At 73.4% G+C, this 19,197-nt stretch carries 14 protein-coding genes; 10 read left to right on the top strand and 4 right to left on the bottom strand.

Translation table 11 applies throughout. The annotated features are described in order from the left end of the window. The first annotated feature begins 71 nt into the window (after positions 1–71). The 4 genes from BLW14_RS12065 to BLW14_RS12050 all read left to right on the top strand — a co-directional run bounded on the left by BLW14_RS12065 (position 72) and on the right by BLW14_RS12050 (position 7,395). Positions 72–1,724: a serine/threonine-protein kinase gene (locus BLW14_RS12065; RefSeq protein ID WP_256332749.1), complete on the top strand. Its 1,653-nt coding sequence runs from the start codon at positions 72–74 to the stop codon at positions 1,722–1,724. 152 nt (positions 1,725–1,876) lie between these two features. Continuing rightward, a complete protein-coding gene (locus tag BLW14_RS12060; RefSeq protein WP_093707032.1) occupies positions 1,877–3,505 on the top strand; it encodes a succinic semialdehyde dehydrogenase in 1,629 nt (542 codons plus the stop codon). A 57-nt stretch (positions 3,506–3,562) separates the two neighbouring features. Continuing rightward, positions 3,563–5,398: a GMC oxidoreductase gene (locus tag BLW14_RS12055; RefSeq protein ID WP_093707031.1), complete on the top strand. Its 1,836-nt coding sequence runs from the start codon at positions 3,563–3,565 to the stop codon at positions 5,396–5,398. A 311-nt stretch (positions 5,399–5,709) separates the two neighbouring features. Then, the gene (locus BLW14_RS12050) at positions 5,710–7,395 is read left to right on the top strand and encodes a COG1361 family protein (RefSeq protein WP_093707029.1); all 1,686 of its coding nucleotides are present in this window, start codon (positions 5,710–5,712) and stop codon (positions 7,393–7,395) included. Positions 7,396–7,793: 398 nt separating this feature from the next. On the opposite strand, the gene BLW14_RS12045 is transcribed toward BLW14_RS12050, so the two are convergent. Then, a complete protein-coding gene (locus tag BLW14_RS12045; RefSeq protein ID WP_093707027.1) occupies positions 7,794–8,099 on the bottom strand; it encodes a chorismate mutase in 306 nt (101 codons plus the stop codon). Positions 8,100–8,541: 442 nt separating this feature from the next. Here BLW14_RS12045 and guaA point away from each other — a divergent pair, with 442 nt between their 5' ends. The 4 genes from guaA to BLW14_RS12025 all read left to right on the top strand — a co-directional run bounded on the left by guaA (position 8,542) and on the right by BLW14_RS12025 (position 13,527). Further along, entirely contained in the window at positions 8,542–10,128 is a 1,587-nt protein-coding gene (gene guaA, locus BLW14_RS12040) for a glutamine-hydrolyzing GMP synthase (RefSeq protein ID WP_093707025.1), read from the top strand. A 152-nt stretch (positions 10,129–10,280) separates the two neighbouring features. After that, the gene (locus BLW14_RS12035) at positions 10,281–11,036 is read left to right on the top strand and encodes an SAM-dependent methyltransferase (RefSeq protein ID WP_093710705.1); all 756 of its coding nucleotides are present in this window, start codon (positions 10,281–10,283) and stop codon (positions 11,034–11,036) included. A gap of 166 nt (positions 11,037–11,202) precedes the next feature. Continuing rightward, positions 11,203–12,468 carry a hypothetical protein gene (locus BLW14_RS12030; protein WP_177153957.1) on the top strand — a complete coding sequence of 422 codons (1,266 nt, stop codon included), beginning with the start codon at positions 11,203–11,205 and terminating at the stop codon, positions 12,466–12,468. A gap of 546 nt (positions 12,469–13,014) precedes the next feature. Further along, positions 13,015–13,527: a DoxX family protein gene (locus BLW14_RS12025; protein WP_093707021.1), complete on the top strand. Its 513-nt coding sequence runs from the start codon at positions 13,015–13,017 to the stop codon at positions 13,525–13,527. A 156-nt stretch (positions 13,528–13,683) separates the two neighbouring features. Here BLW14_RS12025 and BLW14_RS12015 read toward each other — a convergent pair whose 3' ends face one another. After that, positions 13,684–14,991, bottom strand: coding sequence for a PspC domain-containing protein (locus tag BLW14_RS12015; protein ID WP_093707017.1), 1,308 nt, complete (start codon positions 14,989–14,991; stop codon positions 13,684–13,686). A gap of 198 nt (positions 14,992–15,189) precedes the next feature. On the opposite strand from BLW14_RS12015, the gene BLW14_RS12010 reads away from it, so the two are divergent. Both BLW14_RS12010 and BLW14_RS12005 read left to right on the top strand, forming a co-directional pair. Continuing rightward, positions 15,190–16,488: an ATP-binding protein gene (locus BLW14_RS12010; protein ID WP_093707015.1), complete on the top strand. Its 1,299-nt coding sequence runs from the start codon at positions 15,190–15,192 to the stop codon at positions 16,486–16,488. Continuing rightward, entirely contained in the window at positions 16,472–17,176 is a 705-nt protein-coding gene (locus BLW14_RS12005) for a LuxR C-terminal-related transcriptional regulator (protein WP_093707014.1), read from the top strand. The genes BLW14_RS12010 and BLW14_RS12005 overlap by 17 nt, the downstream gene beginning before the upstream one ends. A gap of 15 nt (positions 17,177–17,191) precedes the next feature. Here the strand turns inward: BLW14_RS12005 and BLW14_RS12000 are convergent, their stop codons facing one another. Next, on the bottom strand, positions 17,192–17,953 hold the full coding sequence (locus BLW14_RS12000) for a GNAT family N-acetyltransferase (protein ID WP_093707012.1): 762 nt from the start codon (positions 17,951–17,953) through the stop codon (positions 17,192–17,194). A gap of 48 nt (positions 17,954–18,001) precedes the next feature. Next, entirely contained in the window at positions 18,002–19,048 is a 1,047-nt protein-coding gene (locus BLW14_RS11995) for a C40 family peptidase (protein ID WP_093707010.1), read from the bottom strand. Between the last annotated feature and the right edge of the window lie 149 nt (positions 19,049–19,197).

The raw sequence follows: 19,197 nt of genomic DNA, 5'->3' as shown, positions 1-19,197 counted from the left end.
CGATGCGAGGTTCCGTGGCCGCGCGTCCCCTCCGTAACCTGTCTTCCGAAGCAACGGGGGCGGGGACACAGGTGGATCGATCACAGGGCACGGAAGCTGGGCTGTTGCTGGCCGGGAGGTACCGGCTGGGCGACGTACTCGGGCGCGGCGGCATGGGCAAGGTGTGGCGCGCCCACGACGAGGTGCTGCACCGCACGGTGGCCGTCAAGGAGCTGACCGCCGGTCTGTACGTGGCCGAGTCGGACCGGATCGTGCTGCACCAGCGCACGCAGAAGGAGGCCCGCGCGGCCGCCCGGATCACCCACCCCGGCGTCGTCACCGTCCACGACGTCGTCGAGTACGACAACCGGCCGTGGATCGTCATGCAGTACGTCGACGGCCCCTCGCTCGCCGACCGGGCGAAGGAGTCCGGCGGCGAGATCGACGCGCGCGAGGCCGCCCGCATAGGGCTGCACGTGCTCGGCGCCCTGCGCGCCGCGCACGGGGCCGGGGTGCTGCACCGCGACGTGAAGCCGGGCAACGTGCTGCTCGCCCGGGACGGCCGGGTCCTGCTCACCGACTTCGGGATCGCCGCGATCGAGGGCGACTCCACCATCACCAGAACCGGTGAACTCGTCGGCTCCATCGACTACCTGGCGCCCGAACGGGTACGCGGCGGCGACCCCGGCCCCGCGTCCGACCTGTGGTCGCTGGGCGCCACGCTGTACACGGCCGTCGAGGGGCGTTCGCCGTTCCGCCGGACGTCCCCCATATCGACCATGCAGGCCGTCGTCACCGAGGAACCGCCGCCGCCTGCCAGGGCCGGGGCGCTCGCCCCCGTCATCACCGCGCTGCTGCGCAAGGAGCCGGAGGACCGCCCGACGGCGGCGGAGACCGAGCGGATGCTCCTGGAGGCCATGGAGGGCCGTACGCCCCGGGCCGCCCAGGCGTTCGTCCCGACCCAGCAGGTCTCCGAGGACATGCTGCGCGGAGGCACCGCGGTGCTGCCGCAGCCCGGCCCCGCCGTAATGCCCCCGCCCGTGCCGGCGCCCGCCCCGGCCGCCCGCCGCAGCCGGTGGCGTACGGCCGTCCTGGTCATCGCCCTGGCCGCCCTGCTCGGCGGCGGCGCCGGGATCGCCGCGATGCTGTACGCGCACCGCACGGACGCGGCCGGTTCCACGACCGGCTCCACGACCTCCGAAGGCACCCGCACGCCGGGGCCGCCGAAGCCGAAGCCGACGCCCACGCCGACCCCGACGGGCTCGCCCTCGGGGGACACGGCGACGCAGAACGTGCCGGACGGCTGGCGGCGCGTCGAGGACCCCTCCGGGTTCAGCGTCCTGCTGCCGGAGGGCTGGGAGCGCAAGGTCACCGACAACAACATCGACTACACCCCCGACGGCGGTGTGCACTACTTGCGGGTGAGCGTCGACCCCGCCCCCGACTTCGACAACTCCTACGACCACATGACGGGGCTGGAGGCGACCCTCAGCACCCGCCTGCCGGAGTACCACCGGCTGGAGCTGAACACCAACCTCTACCGCGACTACCCGGGGTCCATCTGGGAGTTCACCTGGACCGAGAAGAACGGCGAGGCGCGGCACGCCATCGACCAGATGTACTTCGAGAAGGAGGGCGGCCCGGAGTACGCGCTCTACATGACGGGCCCCGCCGACGACTGGGACGACACCCGCGACCGATTCAACGCGATCCTCCGCAGCTGGCGCCCGCCGGCCGAGCAGTAGGCCCTCAGTCGAGCGAACGCCCCTGATCAGGGGTTATGCCGCCAGTGATCGCTGGCTGAGTCGACGGGTGGGTGGCGGGACTCCGGGAGAGACGGTGAAAAGCTGTTACCCACGGGTACCCAAAGCCTTCCGGCCGACGTACTCTCGCCCTCATGACGGACTCGCAGGCCCTCACGTCCCCCTCCGCCGCCGCTGTCGGCACCAACCCCGTCGCCGCCGCCCCCGCGGGCGTGCGCACGGCCGCCGACGTCGTGACGCCCGAGGTGATCGCCCAGCTGACGCGCGGCGTCGTCGGCTCCGGCCGCACCGCCAACCACACGCCGTTCACCGGCGAGAAGCTGGCCGACCTGCCGGAGTCCACCCCGGAGGACGTGGCCACCGCCTTCGAGCGGGCCCGCGCCGCCCAGCCCGCCTGGGCCGCTCTGCCCGTCCGCACCAGGGCCGCGGTCCTCCTGCGCTTCCACGACCTGGTCATCGGCCGCCAGTCCGAGGTCCTCGACCTCATCCAGCTGGAGACCGGCAAGGCCCGGCTGCACGCCCACGAGGAGGTGCAGGCGGTCGCCGTCGCCGCCCGGCACTACGGCCGCAAGGCGTCCGCGTACCTGAAGCCGAAGCGGCACACCGGCGTGGTACCGACCCTCACCAAGGTCACCGAGCTGCGCCAGCCGCGCGGTGTCATCGGCCAGATCGCTCCGTGGAACTACCCCTTCGAGCTGTCTGTCGGCGACGCGCTGCCCGCGTTCGTCTCCGGCAACGCCGTGGTGATGAAGCCCGACACCGAGACCGCGCTGACCGCCCTGTGGGCCCGCGACCTCCTGATCGAGGCCGGGCTGCCGCCGGAGGTCTTCCAGGTGGTCCTCGGTGACGGACCCGTCGTCGGCCCCGAGGTCGTCAAGCACGCCGACTACGTCTCGTTCACCGGCTCCACCCGCACCGGCCGCGAGGTCGCCCAGGGCGCGGCCGCCCGGCTCGTCGGCGTCTCGCTGGAGCTCGGCGGCAAGAACGCCATGCTGGTCCTGGCCGACGCCGACGTGGAGAAGGCGGCCGCCGGCGCCGTGCGCGCCTGCTTCTCCTCGGCCGGCCAGCTCTGCATCTCCATCGAGCGGCTGTACGTCCACGAGTCGGTCGCCGACGACTTCGTGGAGCGGTTCGCCGCCCGTACGAAGGCGATGCGGCTCGGCAACTCCCTCGCGTACGGCGCCGACATGGGCTCGCTGGTCGGTGAACGCCAGCTGGAGACCGTCAGCCGGCACGTCGCCGAGGCCGTCGAGAAGGGCGCCGAGCTGGTGGCCGGCGGGGTCGCCCGCCCCGACATCGGCCCGCTCTTCTACGAGCCGACGATCCTGGACGGCGTCGAGGCGCCCATGGCCGTGTGCACCGAGGAGACCTTCGGCCCGGTCGTCTCGATCTACCGCTTCCGCGACGAGGACGAGGTCGTGGAGCTGGCCAACGCGACCCCGTACGGCCTGAACTCCAGTGTCTGGACCAAGGACTCCAAGCGCGGCCACCGCGTCGCCGCCCGGCTGCGCACCGGCACGGTCAACATCAACGAGGGGTACGCCCCCGCGTACGGCAGCGTGCAGTCCCCGATGGGCGGCATGAAGGACTCCGGTCTCGGCCGGCGCCACGGCTCCGAGGGCATCCTCAAGTACACCGAGGCCCAGACCGTTGCCCAGCAGCGCCTGATCCCGCTCGCCCCGTCCTTCGGGATGGACGACGAGAAGTACGCGGCGTTCATGAGCCGCAGCCTGAAGGCGATGAAGGCCTTCCGCCTGCGCTGACGCCCCCGCGCCCCCGCGCACCGCACCACTTCTGTCCTTTTCGTACCGAGGAGTGCCATGTCCCAGGACAGCCCTGCCCAGAATCAGGACCGGCCGGCCGGTGCGGCCGACGACGACGCGTACGACTACGACGTGCTCGTCGTCGGCTCGGGCTTCGGCGGCGCGGTCTCGGCGCTGCGGCTGAGCGAGAAGGGGTACCGGGTCGGCGTCCTGGAGGCGGGCCGCCGCTTCACCCCGGGCACCCTGCCGAAGAACTCCTGGGACCTGAAGAACTACCTCTGGGCGCCCGCCCTCGGCCTCTTCGGCATCCAGCGCGTGCACCTGCTCGGCAAGGTGATGGTGCTGGCCGGCGCCGGGGTGGGCGGCGGCTCGCTCAACTACGCCAACACGCTGTACGTGCCGCCCGCGCCGTTCTTCGAGGACCGCCAGTGGGCGCACATCACGGACTGGCAGGACGAGCTGAAGCCGTACTACGACCAGGCCAAGCGGATGCTCGGGGTCCGGCTCAACCCCACGACGACCCCCTCGGACGTCCACCTCAAGGCGACCGCCGAGGCCATGGGCGTCGGCGACACCTTCCACCTCGCCCCGGTCGGCGTCTTCTTCGGGGACGGCGAGGACGCGGACGGCACGGCGCGCGCGAAGCCCGGCGGCACGGTCGCGGACCCGTACTTCGGCGGCGCGGGCCCGGCCCGCAAGGCGTGCACCGAGTGCGGCGAGTGCATGACGGGCTGCCGCCACGGCGCGAAGAACACCCTCAACGAGAACTACCTCCACCTCGCCGAGAAGGCCGGCGCGGTCATCCATCCCATGACCTCCGTCGTCGGCGTCACCGAGCACCCCGACGGCGGCTACCGCGTCGCCACCGTGCCCACCGACCGCCGGAAGAAGGCGAAGCCCACCGCGCTGCGCGCCCGCAAGGTGGTCGTCGCGGCGGGCACGTACGGCACCCAGACCCTGCTGCACACCATGAAGGACAAGGGGCTGCTGCCCCGGCTCTCCGCGAGGCTCGGCGAGCTGACCCGTACCAACTCCGAGGGGCTCGTCGGCGCGCAGACCTCCGAGCGGCGCTACCGCAAGAAGCACGGGACGAACCCCGACTTCACCAAGGGTGTCGCCATCACCTCGTCCATCCACCCCGACGAGAACACCCACATCGAGCCCGTCCGCTACGGCAAGGGCTCCAACGCCATGGGCGGCATGACCATCCTCCAGGTGCCGTTCAGCACCCACCGGGTCCTCGCCTGGTTCGGGAACCTGGCCAAGCACCCCACGCTCGCGGTCCGTTCGCTCTCCAACCGGCGCTGGTCGGAGCGGACCATCATCGGGCTCGTCATGCAGTCGCTCGACAACTCCCTGACCGCGTACCGCAAGCCCAGCGGCATCGGCAAGGGCCTGCTCACCGCCCGCCAGGGCCACGGCGCGCCCAACCCGACGCAGATAGCCGAGGCGACCCGGAGCGCCTCGCTCCTCGCGGACGAGATCAACGGTTTCCCCGGGTCCAACATCGGCGAGCTGATGGGTACCCCGCTCACCGCCCACTTCCTCGGCGGCTGCCCCATCGGCGCCAGCGCGGACGAGGGCGTCATCGACCCGTACCACCGGCTGTTCGGGCACCCGGGCATCTCCGTCGTCGACGGCTCGGCGGTCTCCGCGAACCTCGGCGTCAACCCGTCGCTGACGATCACCGCCCAGGCGGAGCGCGCCATGTCGTTCTGGCCCAACAAGGGCGAGGCCGACCCGCGCCCGGCCCAGGGTGAGGCGTACGAGCGGCTGGCGGCGGTGGAACCGCAGGCTCCGGCGGTCCCGAAGGAGGCGTTCGGCGCGCTCCGGCTGCCGTTCCTGGGTATGCCGACGGTGCCGCCGAAGAAGGCAGAGGCGGAAACGGCCTGAGAACAGCAGAAGGGGCTGCACCCCCCTCCCAGTGCAGCCCCTCACGCTGTAACCGGTCCGTCGTACAACAACCGACAACCGGTGTTCCGCATGCATGACCTGCCGGACGCCTCGATGGTTGTCCTCGTACTGATGAAATCCTTATGTGAGGTGGATCACTTCGCCCGTCGTGCTCGATCCGTGATCTGATCCCGGGCAACTTTTCCCGGGCGCCCCCGGTCGTACCCCCTGTCGCCGCCCCAGCGGCCACACAGCTCCCGACGACCCCGAAGGCCCCGAGAATGAGAAGCACGATTCCGTTCCGCCGTGCGATGGGCGTCCTGGCCTCGGCCGGTCTGCTGGCCGCCGGAACGCTCACGACGGCCGGTCCCGCGCACGCCGCCGACCCCGAGTTCACGATCGGCGGCCCCGCCGAGACGGCCCTGCACCCGTACCCGGCCACGGGCTCCCCGCAGAAGGCGAGCCTCGGCCTCACGGTCACCAACCCGTCCGAGGACGAGGAGAACGGCGCCTACCAGCACGAGTACACCGTGCGCTTCGACTTCAGCGGGCTGGCGGGCGTCGCGGACGTGGCCTTCGGCGAGGACGGCAGCCTGGACTGCGAGCGGACCGGGACCACCGCCGTCTGCCACGACTACGGGGTATGGCCCGGTCTGAGCACCCTCGCCGAGTTGGAGGTCACCGCCGCCAAGGGCAGCGAGGACGGCGACTCCGGCACCATCGCGGTCACCGCCGAGGGGGAGGGCGCCACCTTCCGGCCGTTCACCGCGCGCGTCTCCGTCGGCGGACCCGACCTGTCGATGAAGCCGCTGCGGCTGAAGACGGAGCTGAAGCCCGGCGACAGCCAGCCGGTGCCCATCACCTTCACGAACAACGGCACCCGGGCCGCCCAGGGCGTCCTGCTCACCCTGCGCAACACGCGCGGCCTCGAACTCACCGAGCGGTACCAGAACTGCGAGTACAGCGAGGACGACGGGGGCATGGGCAGCCCCGCTGTCTGGACCGTCGCGCTCTGCACCTTCCCCGGCAGCTACGAGCCCGGCGCCACGTACACGCTGGAGGTGCCGCCCGTCCTGCGGGCCACCGAGCACGCCTTCTACGACACCTTCCTCTACCGGATCAACGAGGACGGCACCGACGCCCGCACCGCGCAGCGCGCCGGCGCCCGCCTCAGCCCCGGCAAGGGCGCGAAGCTGACCCTGCGCAGGACCCCGTCCCTCCGCTCCGCCGACCTCGACCCGGCCGACAACCAGCAGGAGACGGACTTCCGGACCACGAACACCGCCGACTTCGCGGCCTACGGCGACCGGGCCGCGGGCAAGCCGGGCGACACCGTCGACGTGACCCTGGGCTTTCGCAACAAGGGGCCCGCCTGGGTCGGCTACATCCGCTCCGGCGAGGCCGTCGCCACCGTCGACTTCACCGTGCCCCGCGGCGCCTACGTCGTCTCCAAGCCGGACGGCTGCCGGGGCGTGACCGCGTCCGGCGAGTACCGCGAGAACCAGGAGAAGGCCCCGCGCTACTTCTGCTCGACGCCCATGTCCGTGCGTGAGGACGCGGACTTCGCCCTGCCGTTCCGGCTGAACATCGGCACGGCGGGGGCCGGGGCGACCGGCGCCGTCGTGGTCCGCGACACCCACCTCCAGGCCCCGCCGCTGTCCTTCGACCCGGAGACCGGCAACAACAAGGCGTCCGTGGTGCTCAACGCCGAGGACGGGCACACCACGACGGGCGGCTCCGGCTCCACGGCCACGGGCGGCGGCTCCACCGACGGCTCCACGGGCGCCACGACCGGGTCCGGCACGGGTTCGGGCGGCCCGTCCTCGTCGTCCGGCACGAGCGGTACGACGGGGTCCGGTTCCGGCGGCTCCGGCGGTTCCGGCGGCGCGCTCGCCTCCACGGGGACCGTCGCGCTCGCGGCGACCGCCGCGGCGTTCGCCGCGCTGCTCGCGGGCGGCGTGCTGTTCACGGTGTCGCGGCGGCGCGCGGCGCGCTGAGGTTCGTACGGCGGTGGCGGCGGCGCGCTGAGGTTCGTACGGCGGTGGCGGCGGCGCGCTGAGGTTCGTACGGCGGTGGCGCGCCGAGGTCCGTACACGCGGAAGCGGCCGGCTCCGGGCGTCCCCGGATCCGGCCGTTCCATGGAGTGACCGAATGAACGGTCTCTCCGAGTGACCGGGCTGCTGTCCCCTGCCGACCGGTCACGCACGCCGGTGCGCGGTCCCACGGCGTACCGAGCGGTACGCCACACGCCCCGGCGGAGCCACATGTGGTTCCCATCGAGAGCCCGCCCCTGGCTGACACGGACACCGGGACCAACGAAGCCGCGCCGGGCCCGGTCACGCGCCGTACGGGTGAGACTCCGCCCGAACTGGGATACGGCGGGGGAGCGCCGGGCTCAGACCCGGCCGCGGCACAGCTCCAGCAGCGTCATCGCCAGCGGGGTGCCCGGCTTGCCCAGGGCGTCCCGGAAGCGGCCGAGGATCTCCGTCTCGCGGGACAGGTTGACCCGGCGGCCGCCCGAGGTGATCCGGGCCTCCTGGATCACCGCGGAGACGGCCATCCGCTCCTGGACGAGCCCGATGATCCGGTCGTCGAGGGCGTCGATACGGGTGCGGGCGTCGCCGATCAGGGACGCGGCCTCGTCGGTGCGGGCGCCGGTCGCCTCGGTGGCGGTCCTGGCGGCGGGGGTGCTGGTGCTCATGTCGGGTCTCCCGGTGAGATGCGGCTCCCCGGGGGCCGACGGGCCCGGAACGCAAGAACGCCCCGGGCCTGTCGGCCCGGGGCGCCTGGAACGTCGCTTGTCAGTTGCTCAAGCAGCACGACCATGGCAGCCGGCGGGCCGGATGCCATAGGTAAAGACGAAGGTCGTGTGCTGACGCATGAGGACAGTATGGCCCCACCCCGGCCCCTGGCCCACGCCGGGCCCGGATCGTGAGACGGCCCCGCTCCTTGCTCACGGCGGGCCGGGCTCGTGTTGCTCACGGCGGGCCGGGAGCGTGAGACGGCCCCGCCCCTTGCTCACGCCGGGCACGGATCGTGAGACGGCCCACGTCCGCCGCCGGGCGCCCGTAGCCGGGGCAGGTCACTTCCGGCCGCCGGTAGAATTGGAGGACCGACCCCTCTCCACCGCCGGAAGGCCGCCCGTGCCAGCAGCACCCCCCGCCGCCCCCGACACCACCACCGACGTGGTCCTGGTAGTCGACTTCGGCGCGCAGTACGCCCAGCTCATCGCCCGCCGCGTCCGTGAGGCCCGGGTCTACAGCGAGATCGTGCCGTCCACGATGCCGGTGGCCGAGATGCTGGCCAAGAACCCCCGGGCGATCATCCTGTCCGGCGGCCCCTCCTCCGTCTACGCCGAGGGCGCGCCCTCGCTGGACCGCGCGCTGTTCGAGGCCGGAGTCCCCGTCTTCGGCATGTGCTACGGCTTCCAGCTGATGGCGACCACGCTCGGCGGCACCGTCGACGACAACGGCGCCCGTGAGTACGGCCGCACCCCGCTCACCGTCTCCAAGTCCGGCTCCACCCTCTTCGAGGGCACCCCGGACGAGCAGTCGGTGTGGATGTCGCACGGCGACGCCTGCTCCGCCGCCCCCGAGGGCTTCACCGTCACCGCGTCCACGGACGTCGTCCCGGTCGCCGCCTTCGAGAACGACGAGAAGAAGCTCTACGGCGTCCAGTACCACCCCGAGGTCATGCACTCCACGCACGGCCAGCAGGTCCTGGAGCACTTCCTGTACCGGGGCGCGGGCATCGAGCCCACCTGGACCACGGGCAACGTGATTGATGAGCAGGTCGCCGCGATCCGCGCCCAGGTCGGCGACAAGCGCGCCATCTGCGGCCTCTCCGGCGGCGTGGACTCCGCCGTGGCCGCCGCCCTCGTACAGAAGGCCATCGGCTCCCAGCTCACCTGCGTGTACGTCGACCACGGCCTGATGCGCCAGGGCGAGACCGAGCAGGTCGAGAAGGACTTCGTCGCCGCGACCGGCGCGAAGCTGAAGGTCGTCGACGCCGAGAAGCGCTTCCTCGACGCCCTGGCCGGCGTGTCCGACCCGGAGCAGAAGCGGAAGATCATCGGCCGCGAGTTCATCCGCGTCTTCGAGCAGGCCCAGCTGGAGATCCTCCAGGAGGACGGCCCCGAGGTCGCCTTCCTCGTCCAGGGCACGCTCTACCCGGACGTCGTGGAGTCCGGCGGCGGCACCGGCACCGCCAACATCAAGTCCCACCACAACGTGGGCGGCCTCCCCGAGGACATCGAGTTCGAGCTCGTCGAACCGCTGCGCCAGCTGTTCAAGGACGAGGTCCGGATGGTCGGCCAGGAGCTCGGCCTGCCCGACGAGATCGTCCAGCGCCAGCCCTTCCCCGGCCCCGGCCTCGGCATCCGCATCGTCGGCGAGGTCACCAAGGACCGCCTCGACCTGCTGCGCGAGGCCGACGCCATCGCCCGCGAGGAGCTGACCGCCGCCGGCCTGGACCGCGACATCTGGCAGTGCCCGGTGGTCCTGCTCGCGGACGTCCGCAGTGTCGGCGTCCAGGGCGACGGCCGCACCTACGGCCACCCGATCGTGCTGCGCCCGGTCTCCTCCGAGGACGCCATGACCGCCGACTGGTCGCGGCTGCCGTACGAGACCCTCGCCAAGATCTCCACCCGCATCACCAACGAGGTCGCCGACGTCAACCGCGTGGTGCTCGACGTGACGAGCAAGCCGCCGGGGACCATCGAGTGGGAGTGACCCTCCCCGCAGGACCCTGACGATGCCGCCGCCCGGTACGCCGAGCGGCGGCATCGTCGTACCGGGATTCCGCCGCAGGCGCACCAGCCCTCCAGCCGCGCCCCCGAAAACTCATGGCGGGCGCCGGGGCGCCCGTGGCAGGCTCCGCCCCCATGTCGTCCGAAGAGATCCGCGCTCTGATGTCCGCCGCCCACAACGACCGCCTGACCTGGAACACCCCGCTCTCCGACGAGCACGCCGCCCGGCTCGTCGCCGCCTGCGCACCCGCGCCAGGCGCGCGGATCGTGGACCTCGGCAGCGGCTGGGGCGAGCTGCTGGCGCGACTGGTGGAGTCGGCGCCCGGCAGCACGGGCGACGGCGTCGAGACCGACCCGGAGGCCGTCGCGCGCGGCCGGGCGCTCGCGGGGGAGCGGGGGCTCGCGGAGCGGGTACGGTTCCACGAGGTGCCGGCCGCCGAGTGGCCGGAGAGGGACTACGACCTGGCCGTGTCCATCGGCGCCTCGCACGCCTGGCCCGGCGGGACCGCCGAGGCACTGGCCGCGCTGCGGGCGTCCGTACGGCCCGGCGGCCGGGTGCTGTTCGGCGAGGGCTTCTGGGAGCGGGAGCCGGACGCGGCGGCGCTGGCCGGGCTCGGCGCCGAACCCGGCGACTTCGGCTCACTGCTCGACCTGATCCGGCAGGCCGAGGCGGCGGGGCTGCGGGCGCTCCAGGTGACCGTCGCCGACCAGCGGGAATGGGACCTCTTCGAGTCGCACGCCAACATCGGCCGGGGCGAGCGCTGGGCGCTGGCCCACCCGGACCACCCCCTGCGCGACGGGGTCGTCGCCGCCGTCGACGAGCGGCGCACCGGCTACTACGGCGGCTACCGGGGCACCTTCGGCCTCGCCTACCTCGTCCTCGGCGCCTGAGCGAAGCCCTCGGCGCCTGAGCGAATTTCGAACGCGCTGACGAAGATGCCCCTCCGGTGCGCCCCGATGCGGCAACCGCCGACCCCGTACGGCACAATTCGCAGCGTTCAAGGACGAGTTGGCCGGGCGACGGCAACAACAGGGGCGGGAAGGGGCGGCGTTCTCCGTGGCGTTGGACGAGGCACGACAGGGCGCGCACGGCGGTGGTTGCACCTGCGGCGACTGCCCGCACGGGGCGCGCCAGGGACACCGGCGCGCGGTGGCCGCCTTCCTGGCCAAGCGGGACGAGTTCGCGGCGGGCCAGGGGCTGCCCGCCGGGGTGGCGCAGTCCGCCTCCGCGACCCGGCAGTGGGTCTCCGACGAACTCACCGAGTCCGCCCGCGAGGTGGCCGACCGGGGCCGCGAGGCCGGGGACGCCTGGCTGTACCGGGTGTGGCAGCGCACCCTGCTCATCGTCTGGGGCGGCCTCGCCGTGCTGGCCCTCGCCGAGGCCGCCACCGCGATCGGCGTGGGCTGGACCCACGCCCGTACCGCCGGACTCCTCGCCGGCCTGGTCACCGCCGCGCTGCTGACCGGCGCCGCCCACGTCCACCGGGCGCGCGGCGGCCTCCTCGCGCCGCTGATCGGCGAGGACAACCGGCTCTCCACCTCCCGCGCCGTCGCCGCGTCCTGGGTGCTGCTCGCCGTGTTCTCCGTCCTCGTCCTCGCCCTGGAACTGGCCGCCGCCTCCGGACACGCCCGCCGCGACGAGCTGATCGAGGGCCTCGACCTGGCACGCGGCGCGGGCGTGGTGTCCGTGCTCGCGCTCGTGTGCGCCGTCGCGGTGGCCGTACGCCGGGTGGTGAGCGTGCGGGTGCTGTCCGGGCGGCTCCAGAAGCTGCGGGCCGACCGGCCGCGCGCGGCGGACCTGCTCACCGACGACTCGGGGCGCGGCGGCTTCACCGATGTGCAGTACGTGCTGGTGTCCACCGTCGCGGTGGTGTTCGCCGCGGTCCGCCTGGCCCGCAGGCCCGAACAACTCCCCGACCTGCCCTGGGGTCTCGCCCTCCTCGTCGCCGTCTCCGCGGCTGTCTACTTCACCGGCAAGTACGGCGAGGGCGGGCGGCCCGTCGTGCTCTCGGTCGTCCGGTCCCGGGAGGCGGGCGACCTGGACGCGCCGATCCGCACCGGCGACGACATCGAGATCCGGGGCGCCGGGTTCGTGCCGCCCGGCGCCGGGGCACCGGACCGGCTGGCCCGGGTCGTCGTACGGATCGGCTCCGTCCACGTCCACGTCCCGCTGGTGCCGGTCACCGGCGGCTTCGCGAACCCCTCCGACACGCTGCTCACCGTGCCGGTGCCGGTGGAGGTGGAGCCCGGCGTGGTCGAGGTACAGGTCGTGACGGCCGCGGGCACGGAATCCAACCGCGTCGAGATCGACGTCACCGACTGACGGGGCACGCCGCCGACTGAGGGGGCACGGTACCGACTGAGGGGGCACGGTACCGACTGACGGGGCACGCCCCGAGCCGGCCGGCCGTGTCGATCGGCAGGGGGTCCGCGGTGACACCCCGCGCCGCGCGGGTCGGGCACGCCGAGCCCCGCGCCGCGCGGGCCAGGCACGCCGAGCCCCCCGCGCCGCGCGGGCCAGGCACGCCGAGCCCCCCGCCGCGCGGGCCAGGCACGCCGAGCCCCCCCGCCGCGCGGGCCAGGCACGCCGAGCCCCCCCCGCCGCGCGGGCCAGCCATGCCGAGCCCCCTCCCCGCGAACCCGGACCATGCGGGTGCCTCCTTTCCTGTGAACCCGACCGCGCCGGTTCCTTCCGCCGCGTTCGTACGTAAGGTCGGGTGACGGGCCACACGGTCCGGTGACAACGGCCGGGCGGCCGCACGACGGCACGGCACGTCACGGCTGGGCACGGTCGTCACGGCCGTTACGGCGGGCCGCGTCACGGCAGGGCATGTCACGACAAGGCACGGCCGCGGAAGGCGGGAGCAGCATGTACGGGTACGGCGGCGGTAACGGGCGGGGCCTCGGCGAGGCCAGGAGCCTGCGGGACCTGGGGCGGGAGCACGCCCTGCTGCCGCTGCGGATCTTCCTCGGCGTCACCTTCCTCTACGCGGGACTCGACAAGCTCACCGACAGCGCCTTCTTCCACGCCTCGGGCCCCGGATCGATCGGCGAGCAGATGCACGCCGTCCGCGACTCCGCCGCGATCCCCGGCCTCGTCGACCTGGCGCTCAACAGCCCGTCCGGCTTCGGGTACGCCATCGCCCTCGGCGAGCTGGCCGTCGGCATCGGCACCCTCCTCGGCCTGTGGACCCGGATCGCCGCGCTCGGCGGCGCCCTGATCTCGCTGAGCCTCTGGCTGACCGTCAGCTGGCAGGTCTCCCCGTACTACCTCGGCAACGACCTGATCTATCTCATGGCGTGGCTCCCGCTGCTGCTGGGCGGCGGCGCCTCGCTCTCCCTCGACGCGCTCCTCGCGGCGCGCCGGCGACGGATCCGGTAGCCGATCCAGGTGACCCAGGCGGCGGTCCACAGACCGCCGCAGAACAGGGCGATGAAGAACTGCGGCGAGGCGTCCCAGGCGCCCGCCGCGTCCGCCGCGTACCCGCCGGCCAGGGCCAGCATCACCAGACCCGTCACAGCCCGCCCGGGCCGGAACTCATGACGCGGCACGGTTGACCTCCACCTGTCCGTAGTCCACTTCCAGATCGAGTTCGATCGTGCCGCCCGGGGTACTGCCCTCGGCCGGCGACAGCGTCCGGCGCTCGTCCTGCGAGGCGCGGATGTCCAGATCACCCTTGCGATGCCCGTCCACCAGCACGAGCGCGCCGACCCGGGTCCGCGCGTGCACCCGGACGGTGACCTCCGGCGGGACGTGCACCAGCACCCGGCCCGCCCGGGCCTCGACCCGGGTCCGCACGGTGTCGCCCTTCGGCACCGTGATCCGGGTGAGGTCCAGCTCGGCCTGCCCGGAGCCGACCGCGTAGCGCGGCTGGACCGCGGCGACGGACGCCGGGCGCCACTCCTCGCGCACCCAGTGGGTGCTGATGTCCTTGGGCAGCGTCGCGGCACCCGCCAGCAGCCCGGCCGTGGTCATCGCCATCAGCAGCGTGCCGAAACCGGTCCTCCCGACGAACGCGCTGACCAGCATCGCGAGGCCGAACACCGCCAGCGCGGCGGCGAGCCCGATCTCCAGGCTCGTCCCGAGCGGCTGCGAGTCCCAGCTCAGCCCCGTGCCGAGGCCGCCCGCCAGCAGGGCGGCCAGGAACGCCGGGCCGGCTATGGACCGCGGGCCGCGCACCTCCCGGGACCGGGGCGGCGGCGGGCGGAACGGTGCGTCGGGTGTCGCCCCGAGCGGCTCCCCGCTGACCGTCGCGTCCGGCGGCCCCCACAGATAGCCGATCGCCACCTTGCCCGTCGACCCGTCCTTGATGATCGGGTCGCGCCACCAGGAAGGCCACGACAGCGTCGGCGGCGCCATGACCTCCGGCGGGGCGTCCGACGCGGCCTGCGCGGCCGCATGGTGCAGCGGGTCCTCGGGATCGGCTCTCTTGCGCGCCTGCGTCCACATGGAGAAGCCGAGGACCGCGACCGACAGCATGGCGGAGAAGGCGAGCGTGCCGCCGTTGCCCAGCATCGACAGGAACAGACCGCAGCCGATCAGCGCGCACAGCACCGCGCTCAGCGATGCCAGCTCGACGCGCCCCGATAGCAGCCGGCGTGCCTCGTTCTCGTCCTCGCCCTCCACCGGTATCAGCAGCCAGGCGAAGCCGTAGAAGATCAGCCCGAAGCCGCCGGTCACCGACAGCACTCCGAGCACGATCCGGAAGATCACCGGATCGACGTCGCAGTACCGGCCCATCCCGCCGCACACCCCGGCCACCACCTTGTGCCGCGGGCTGCGGTGCAGGCGCGGAGCGGGGGGCGGGGGAGGCGCGGCGGGTGGCGCGTCCTGAGGAACGGTCATAACTCCATGGTGACGGCCCCCGCGCCCCTCCGGCACCCGCCCCGACCCTGGCCGGTCCCTGATATTGGTCCGCCCCGGCCTCAGGGACGCGAAAGCCCGTTCCGCCCTTCCGCCCCCCACACCGCCCTGGGGGTTTCAGGGTCGAACTGGGGGCCGACCCTGATGCCCCCGCACGGGCGCGCATGTGACGATCGGTCCATGCCAGCCGCCACCGCCCGAGCCGCAAGCTCTCAAGCCCCCGACCCGGAGGAGCCCCCGCTGCGCAAGCTCTACCGCAGCGCGGACGGCCGGCTGCTGGGCGGAGTGGCGCGCGGGCTCGCCGGGCACCTCGGCCTGCCGGTCGCCTGGCTCCGGTTCGTCTTCCTCGGCCTGTTCTTCGCGGACGGCCTGGGCGCCCTGCTGTACGCGGTGTTCTGGATCGTGGTCCCGCTCGGTGTCGGCGGCGTGGAGGGGCCGAGGTCCGTCTTCGAGACCGCCCCCGACGGCACCCGAAGGCTGCGCAAGCCCGACAAGGGCCAGGTCTTCGCCCTCATCGCGCTGCTCTTCGGCGCCGCCGTCTTCGTCGGCAACGTCGACATGGGCAGCAAGGCCGACCGCTACATCTGGCCCAGCCTCCTCATCGGCGCCGGCTCCGTCCTCGTCTGGCGCCAGGCGGACAACGCCCGCCGCGCCCGCTGGATGGAGGTCGGCCGCCGCCGCCGCGTCCTCCAGCTGGCCCGGGCCCTCGCCGGAGTCGCCCTCGTCGGCCTCGGGCTCGCCGTCTTCATGGTCGTACGCGGCTCCGCCGCCCAGCTGGGCAACGTCCTCACCGCCGCCATCGCCGTGCTCACCGGCATCGCCCTCCTCGCCGGCCCCTACCTGGTCCGCATGACCCAGGACCTCTCCGAGGAACGGCTCATGCGCATCCGGGCCCAGGAGCGCGCCGAGGTCGCCGCCCACGTCCACGACTCCGTGCTGCACACCCTCACCCTGATCCAGCGCAACGCCGACGACGCCGGCGAGGTCCGGCGGCTGGCCCGCGCCCAGGAGCGCGAGCTGCGCAACTGGCTGTACAACCCCGAGGGCACCGGCAAGGACGAGGACGACGAGCCGGAGACCTTGGCCGAGGCCGTCAAACGGGCCGCCGCCGAGGTCGAGGACAAGCACGGCGTCCCGCTGGAGGTCGTCGTCGTCGGCGACTGCCCGCTCGACGAGAAGCTGGCCGCGCAGATGCAGGCCGCGCGCGAGGCGATGGTCAACGCCGCGAAGTACGGTGGCGAGGGCGGCGCCGTCCAGGTCTACGCGGAGGTCGAGGGCCGGACGGTCTTCGTCTCCGTGCGCGACCGGGGCCCGGGATTCGACCTGGACTCCGTACCGGGGGACAGAATGGGCGTACGAGAATCGATCATCGGCCGGATGCAGCGCAACGGCGGTACGGCCCGGCTGCGTTCGGTGCCCGGCGGGGGCACCGAGGTCGAGCTTGAGATGGAGAGGACGAGCGATGAACGGGACCAGTGAGGCGACCGGGGGCCACGAGGGCCCGGAGCGCCGGGTACGAGTCGTGCTGGTCGACGACCACCGGATGTTCCGCACCGGCGTCCAGGCCGAGATCGGCCGCACCGAGGAGACCGGCGTCGAGGTCGTCGGCGAGGCGGCCGACGTGGACCAGGCGGTCACCGTCATCACGGCGACCCGCCCCGAGGTCGTCCTCCTCGACGTCCACCTCCCCGGCGGCGGCGGTGTCGAGGTGCTCCGCCGCTGCGCGTCCCTGATGGGCGCTGCGGAGAACCCGGTGCGCTTCCTCGCGCTGTCCGTCTCGGACGCCGCGGAGGACGTCATCGGGGTCATCCGCGGCGGCGCCCGGGGCTACGTCACCAAGACGATCACCGGCACCGACCTGGTCGACTCGGTCTTCCGGGTCCAGGACGGCGACGCGGTGTTCTCGCCCCGCCTGGCCGGCTTCGTTCTCGACGCCTTCGCCTCCACGGACGCGCCCCCGGTCGACGAGGACCTCGACCGGCTGACCCAGCGCGAGCGCGAAGTGCTCCGGCTGATCGCCCGGGGGTACGCGTACAAGGAGATCGCCAAGCAGTTGTTCATCTCGGTGAAGACCGTTGAGTCCCACGTCTCGGCGGTGCTGCGCAAGCTCCAGCTCTCCAACCGCCACGAACTGACCCGCTGGGCGACCGCCCGCAGGCTCGTCTGAGGCCTTCCGCCCGGATCAGGCCGGGTCCAGCGAGATGTTCAGCTTCTCGCCGACCCGGCTGTAGCCGATGGACGCGTAGATCCGTTCCACGTCGGCGTCGCCCGGCTCCAGCCAGACCACCCGGCAGTCCCGCTCGAACGCGGTGCGCGTCAGGTGGGCGGAGAGCGCGGCCCCGATGCCCCGGCGGCGGAAGTCCGCGCCGACCGCGAGACCGGCGAGCTCGCTGAGCCCGTCCACCGGGACCGAGCAGCCGCCCGCGCCCGCCGGTATGCCGCCGACCGTCGCGAGCGCGGCGACCCCGCCGCCGGCCACCGCGTTGCGCAGCCACTCGGCCGTGCCGTCCTCGGGCTCTCCCTCCCCGCCGTACCCGAGGTGCTGGACGAGCGCGGCGGCCGCGCACTCCGCGTCGGTCGCGGGCTCGGCCATGACCAGGTCCGCGACCGGCTTCGGGTCCACCAGGTCGCCGGGGGCGCAGGCGAGGATGGGGGCGCGGTTCTCGACGGTGAACCCGGCGGCGAGGAGCGCCGGTTCGACGGCGGGCGCCCAGCCGGGCAGGAACTCCAGGCGGGGCATCCGGTCCCGCTCGCGGAACGCCGCTACGAGCGCGTCGAGTTCGGCGGGCGTCGGCTCGGCGTCCCGGTCCGGGATCGCGTAGTTGGCGTACTTCAGCGACCAGTTCGGGTTGTAGCGGATCACGAACGGCCCGACCCGGACGTGGTCCGGGGAGCGCAGTGTGAGCGTACGGGCATGGGTCTGGACGTCGGCGTCCATCGGCATGTGCGGGTGTCCTTCGCGCGGTCGGGTCCGGGGCTCGGAGGCCGGAGCCTATGCCACCCGGGCCGCCCCCGCGAAAGGCATTTCGTCGATCGGCGCGACACGGACCGGCGCTCCGGGGCGCGGGGCGTGGATCATCTTCCCGTTCCCGATGTACAGGCCGACATGGCTGACGCCCGAGTAGAAGAACACGAGATCTCCCGGGGCCAGTTGGGACCGGGGTACCCGCTGGCCCGCGTTGATCTGGGTGTACGTGGTCCGCGGGAGCGAGACGCCTGCGGAGCGCCAGGCGGCCTGGGTGAGGCCGGAGCAGTCGAAGGAGTCGGGCCCGGTGGCGCCCCAGACGTACGGCTTGCCCAGGGCGCCGTACGCGAAGGCGACGGCCTGGGCGGCGCGTGGGTTCGGCGCGGCGACGGTGGAACGTGGGGCGCTGCGGTCGGCGTGGCCGGTGCCGCGACCGTCCTCGGACGCGTCGTAGGCGGCCCGTTCGGCCGGGGTGAGGCGGGCGAGCAGGCGGCGGGCCTCGGCCAGCTTGGCTTGGACGGTCGCCCGGTGCTTCTTGAGGTCGGCCTGCTTGGCGGCCAGCTCGGTCAGCTTCCCGGCCGCCTCGGCGCGTACCTGGGCGATCTCCGCGACCTGGCGCCGCACCGTGCGCACCTCGGTCGCGCGGCGCTCCCCGGCCTGCTCGGCGTAGGTGGCGCGGCGCAGGTACTGGTCGGGGTCGGAGGAGAGCGCCAGCTGAACGGACGGGTCCAGCCCGCCGGAACGGTACTGCGCGGCGGCGTACGCGCCGAGCACGTCGCGGGCGGCGTTGAGGCGCTCGGTCCTGCGGGCGGCCTCGTCGCGCAGGGCGTCCACCGACTTGGCCGCGGCGGCCGCCTCGGTCTTCGCGCCGTTGTACTTCTCGGTGGCGGTCTCCGCCTCCCGGTACAGCCGGTCCACCTGCGCCTTGACCTGCGCGGCGGTCGGCGCGGGGTCGGCGTGCGCGGCCCCCGGCAGCACGGCGGCGGTCGCGGCCCCGGCGAAGGCGAGGGTCGCCGCGGTGCGGGCCGCGGAGCCGGTGGAGAGGCGCTGCCTGGGTTTGCGATGCGCTGCCACGAGGGCGGGCGTCCTTCCGTGCGACTGCCCGGCGGGGTCTACCGGCGGGCTGGTTCGGTGGTCCGGAGAGGACGGCGCCTGGGCCGGCCACCGGGAAGGGACGCTAATCCCAGGTCACGGGAAGGTGTCGTTATGGCGGTTATTGCCCA

The organism is Streptomyces sp. 2131.1 (assembly GCF_900105515.1).
Taxonomy (GTDB): domain Bacteria; phylum Actinomycetota; class Actinomycetes; order Streptomycetales; family Streptomycetaceae; genus Streptomyces; species Streptomyces drozdowiczii.
This window is presented reverse-complemented; position numbering and strand designations above follow the sequence as displayed.

What these genes read in the sequence shown, in the direction of transcription:
- BLW14_RS12035 (WP_093710705.1), top strand. Translation starts at nt 10,281, where the DNA reads ATGTCGTCCGAAGAGATCCGCGCTCTGATGTCCGCCGCCCACAACGAC.
- BLW14_RS12010 (WP_093707015.1), top strand. Translation starts at nt 15,190, where the DNA reads ATGCCAGCCGCCACCGCCCGAGCCGCAAGCTCTCAAGCCCCCGACCCG.
- BLW14_RS12015 (WP_093707017.1), bottom strand. Translation starts at nt 14,991, where the DNA reads ATGACCGTTCCTCAGGACGCGCCACCCGCCGCGCCTCCCCCGCCCCCC.
- BLW14_RS12045 (WP_093707027.1), bottom strand. Translation starts at nt 8,099, where the DNA reads ATGAGCACCAGCACCCCCGCCGCCAGGACCGCCACCGAGGCGACCGGC.
- BLW14_RS12025 (WP_093707021.1), top strand. Translation starts at nt 13,015, where the DNA reads ATGTACGGGTACGGCGGCGGTAACGGGCGGGGCCTCGGCGAGGCCAGG.
- BLW14_RS12005 (WP_093707014.1), top strand. Translation starts at nt 16,472, where the DNA reads ATGAACGGGACCAGTGAGGCGACCGGGGGCCACGAGGGCCCGGAGCGC.
- BLW14_RS12000 (WP_093707012.1), bottom strand. Translation starts at nt 17,953, where the DNA reads ATGCCGATGGACGCCGACGTCCAGACCCATGCCCGTACGCTCACACTG.
- BLW14_RS12050 (WP_093707029.1), top strand. Translation starts at nt 5,710, where the DNA reads ATGGGCGTCCTGGCCTCGGCCGGTCTGCTGGCCGCCGGAACGCTCACG.
- BLW14_RS12055 (WP_093707031.1), top strand. Translation starts at nt 3,563, where the DNA reads ATGTCCCAGGACAGCCCTGCCCAGAATCAGGACCGGCCGGCCGGTGCG.
- BLW14_RS12060 (WP_093707032.1), top strand. Translation starts at nt 1,877, where the DNA reads ATGACGGACTCGCAGGCCCTCACGTCCCCCTCCGCCGCCGCTGTCGGC.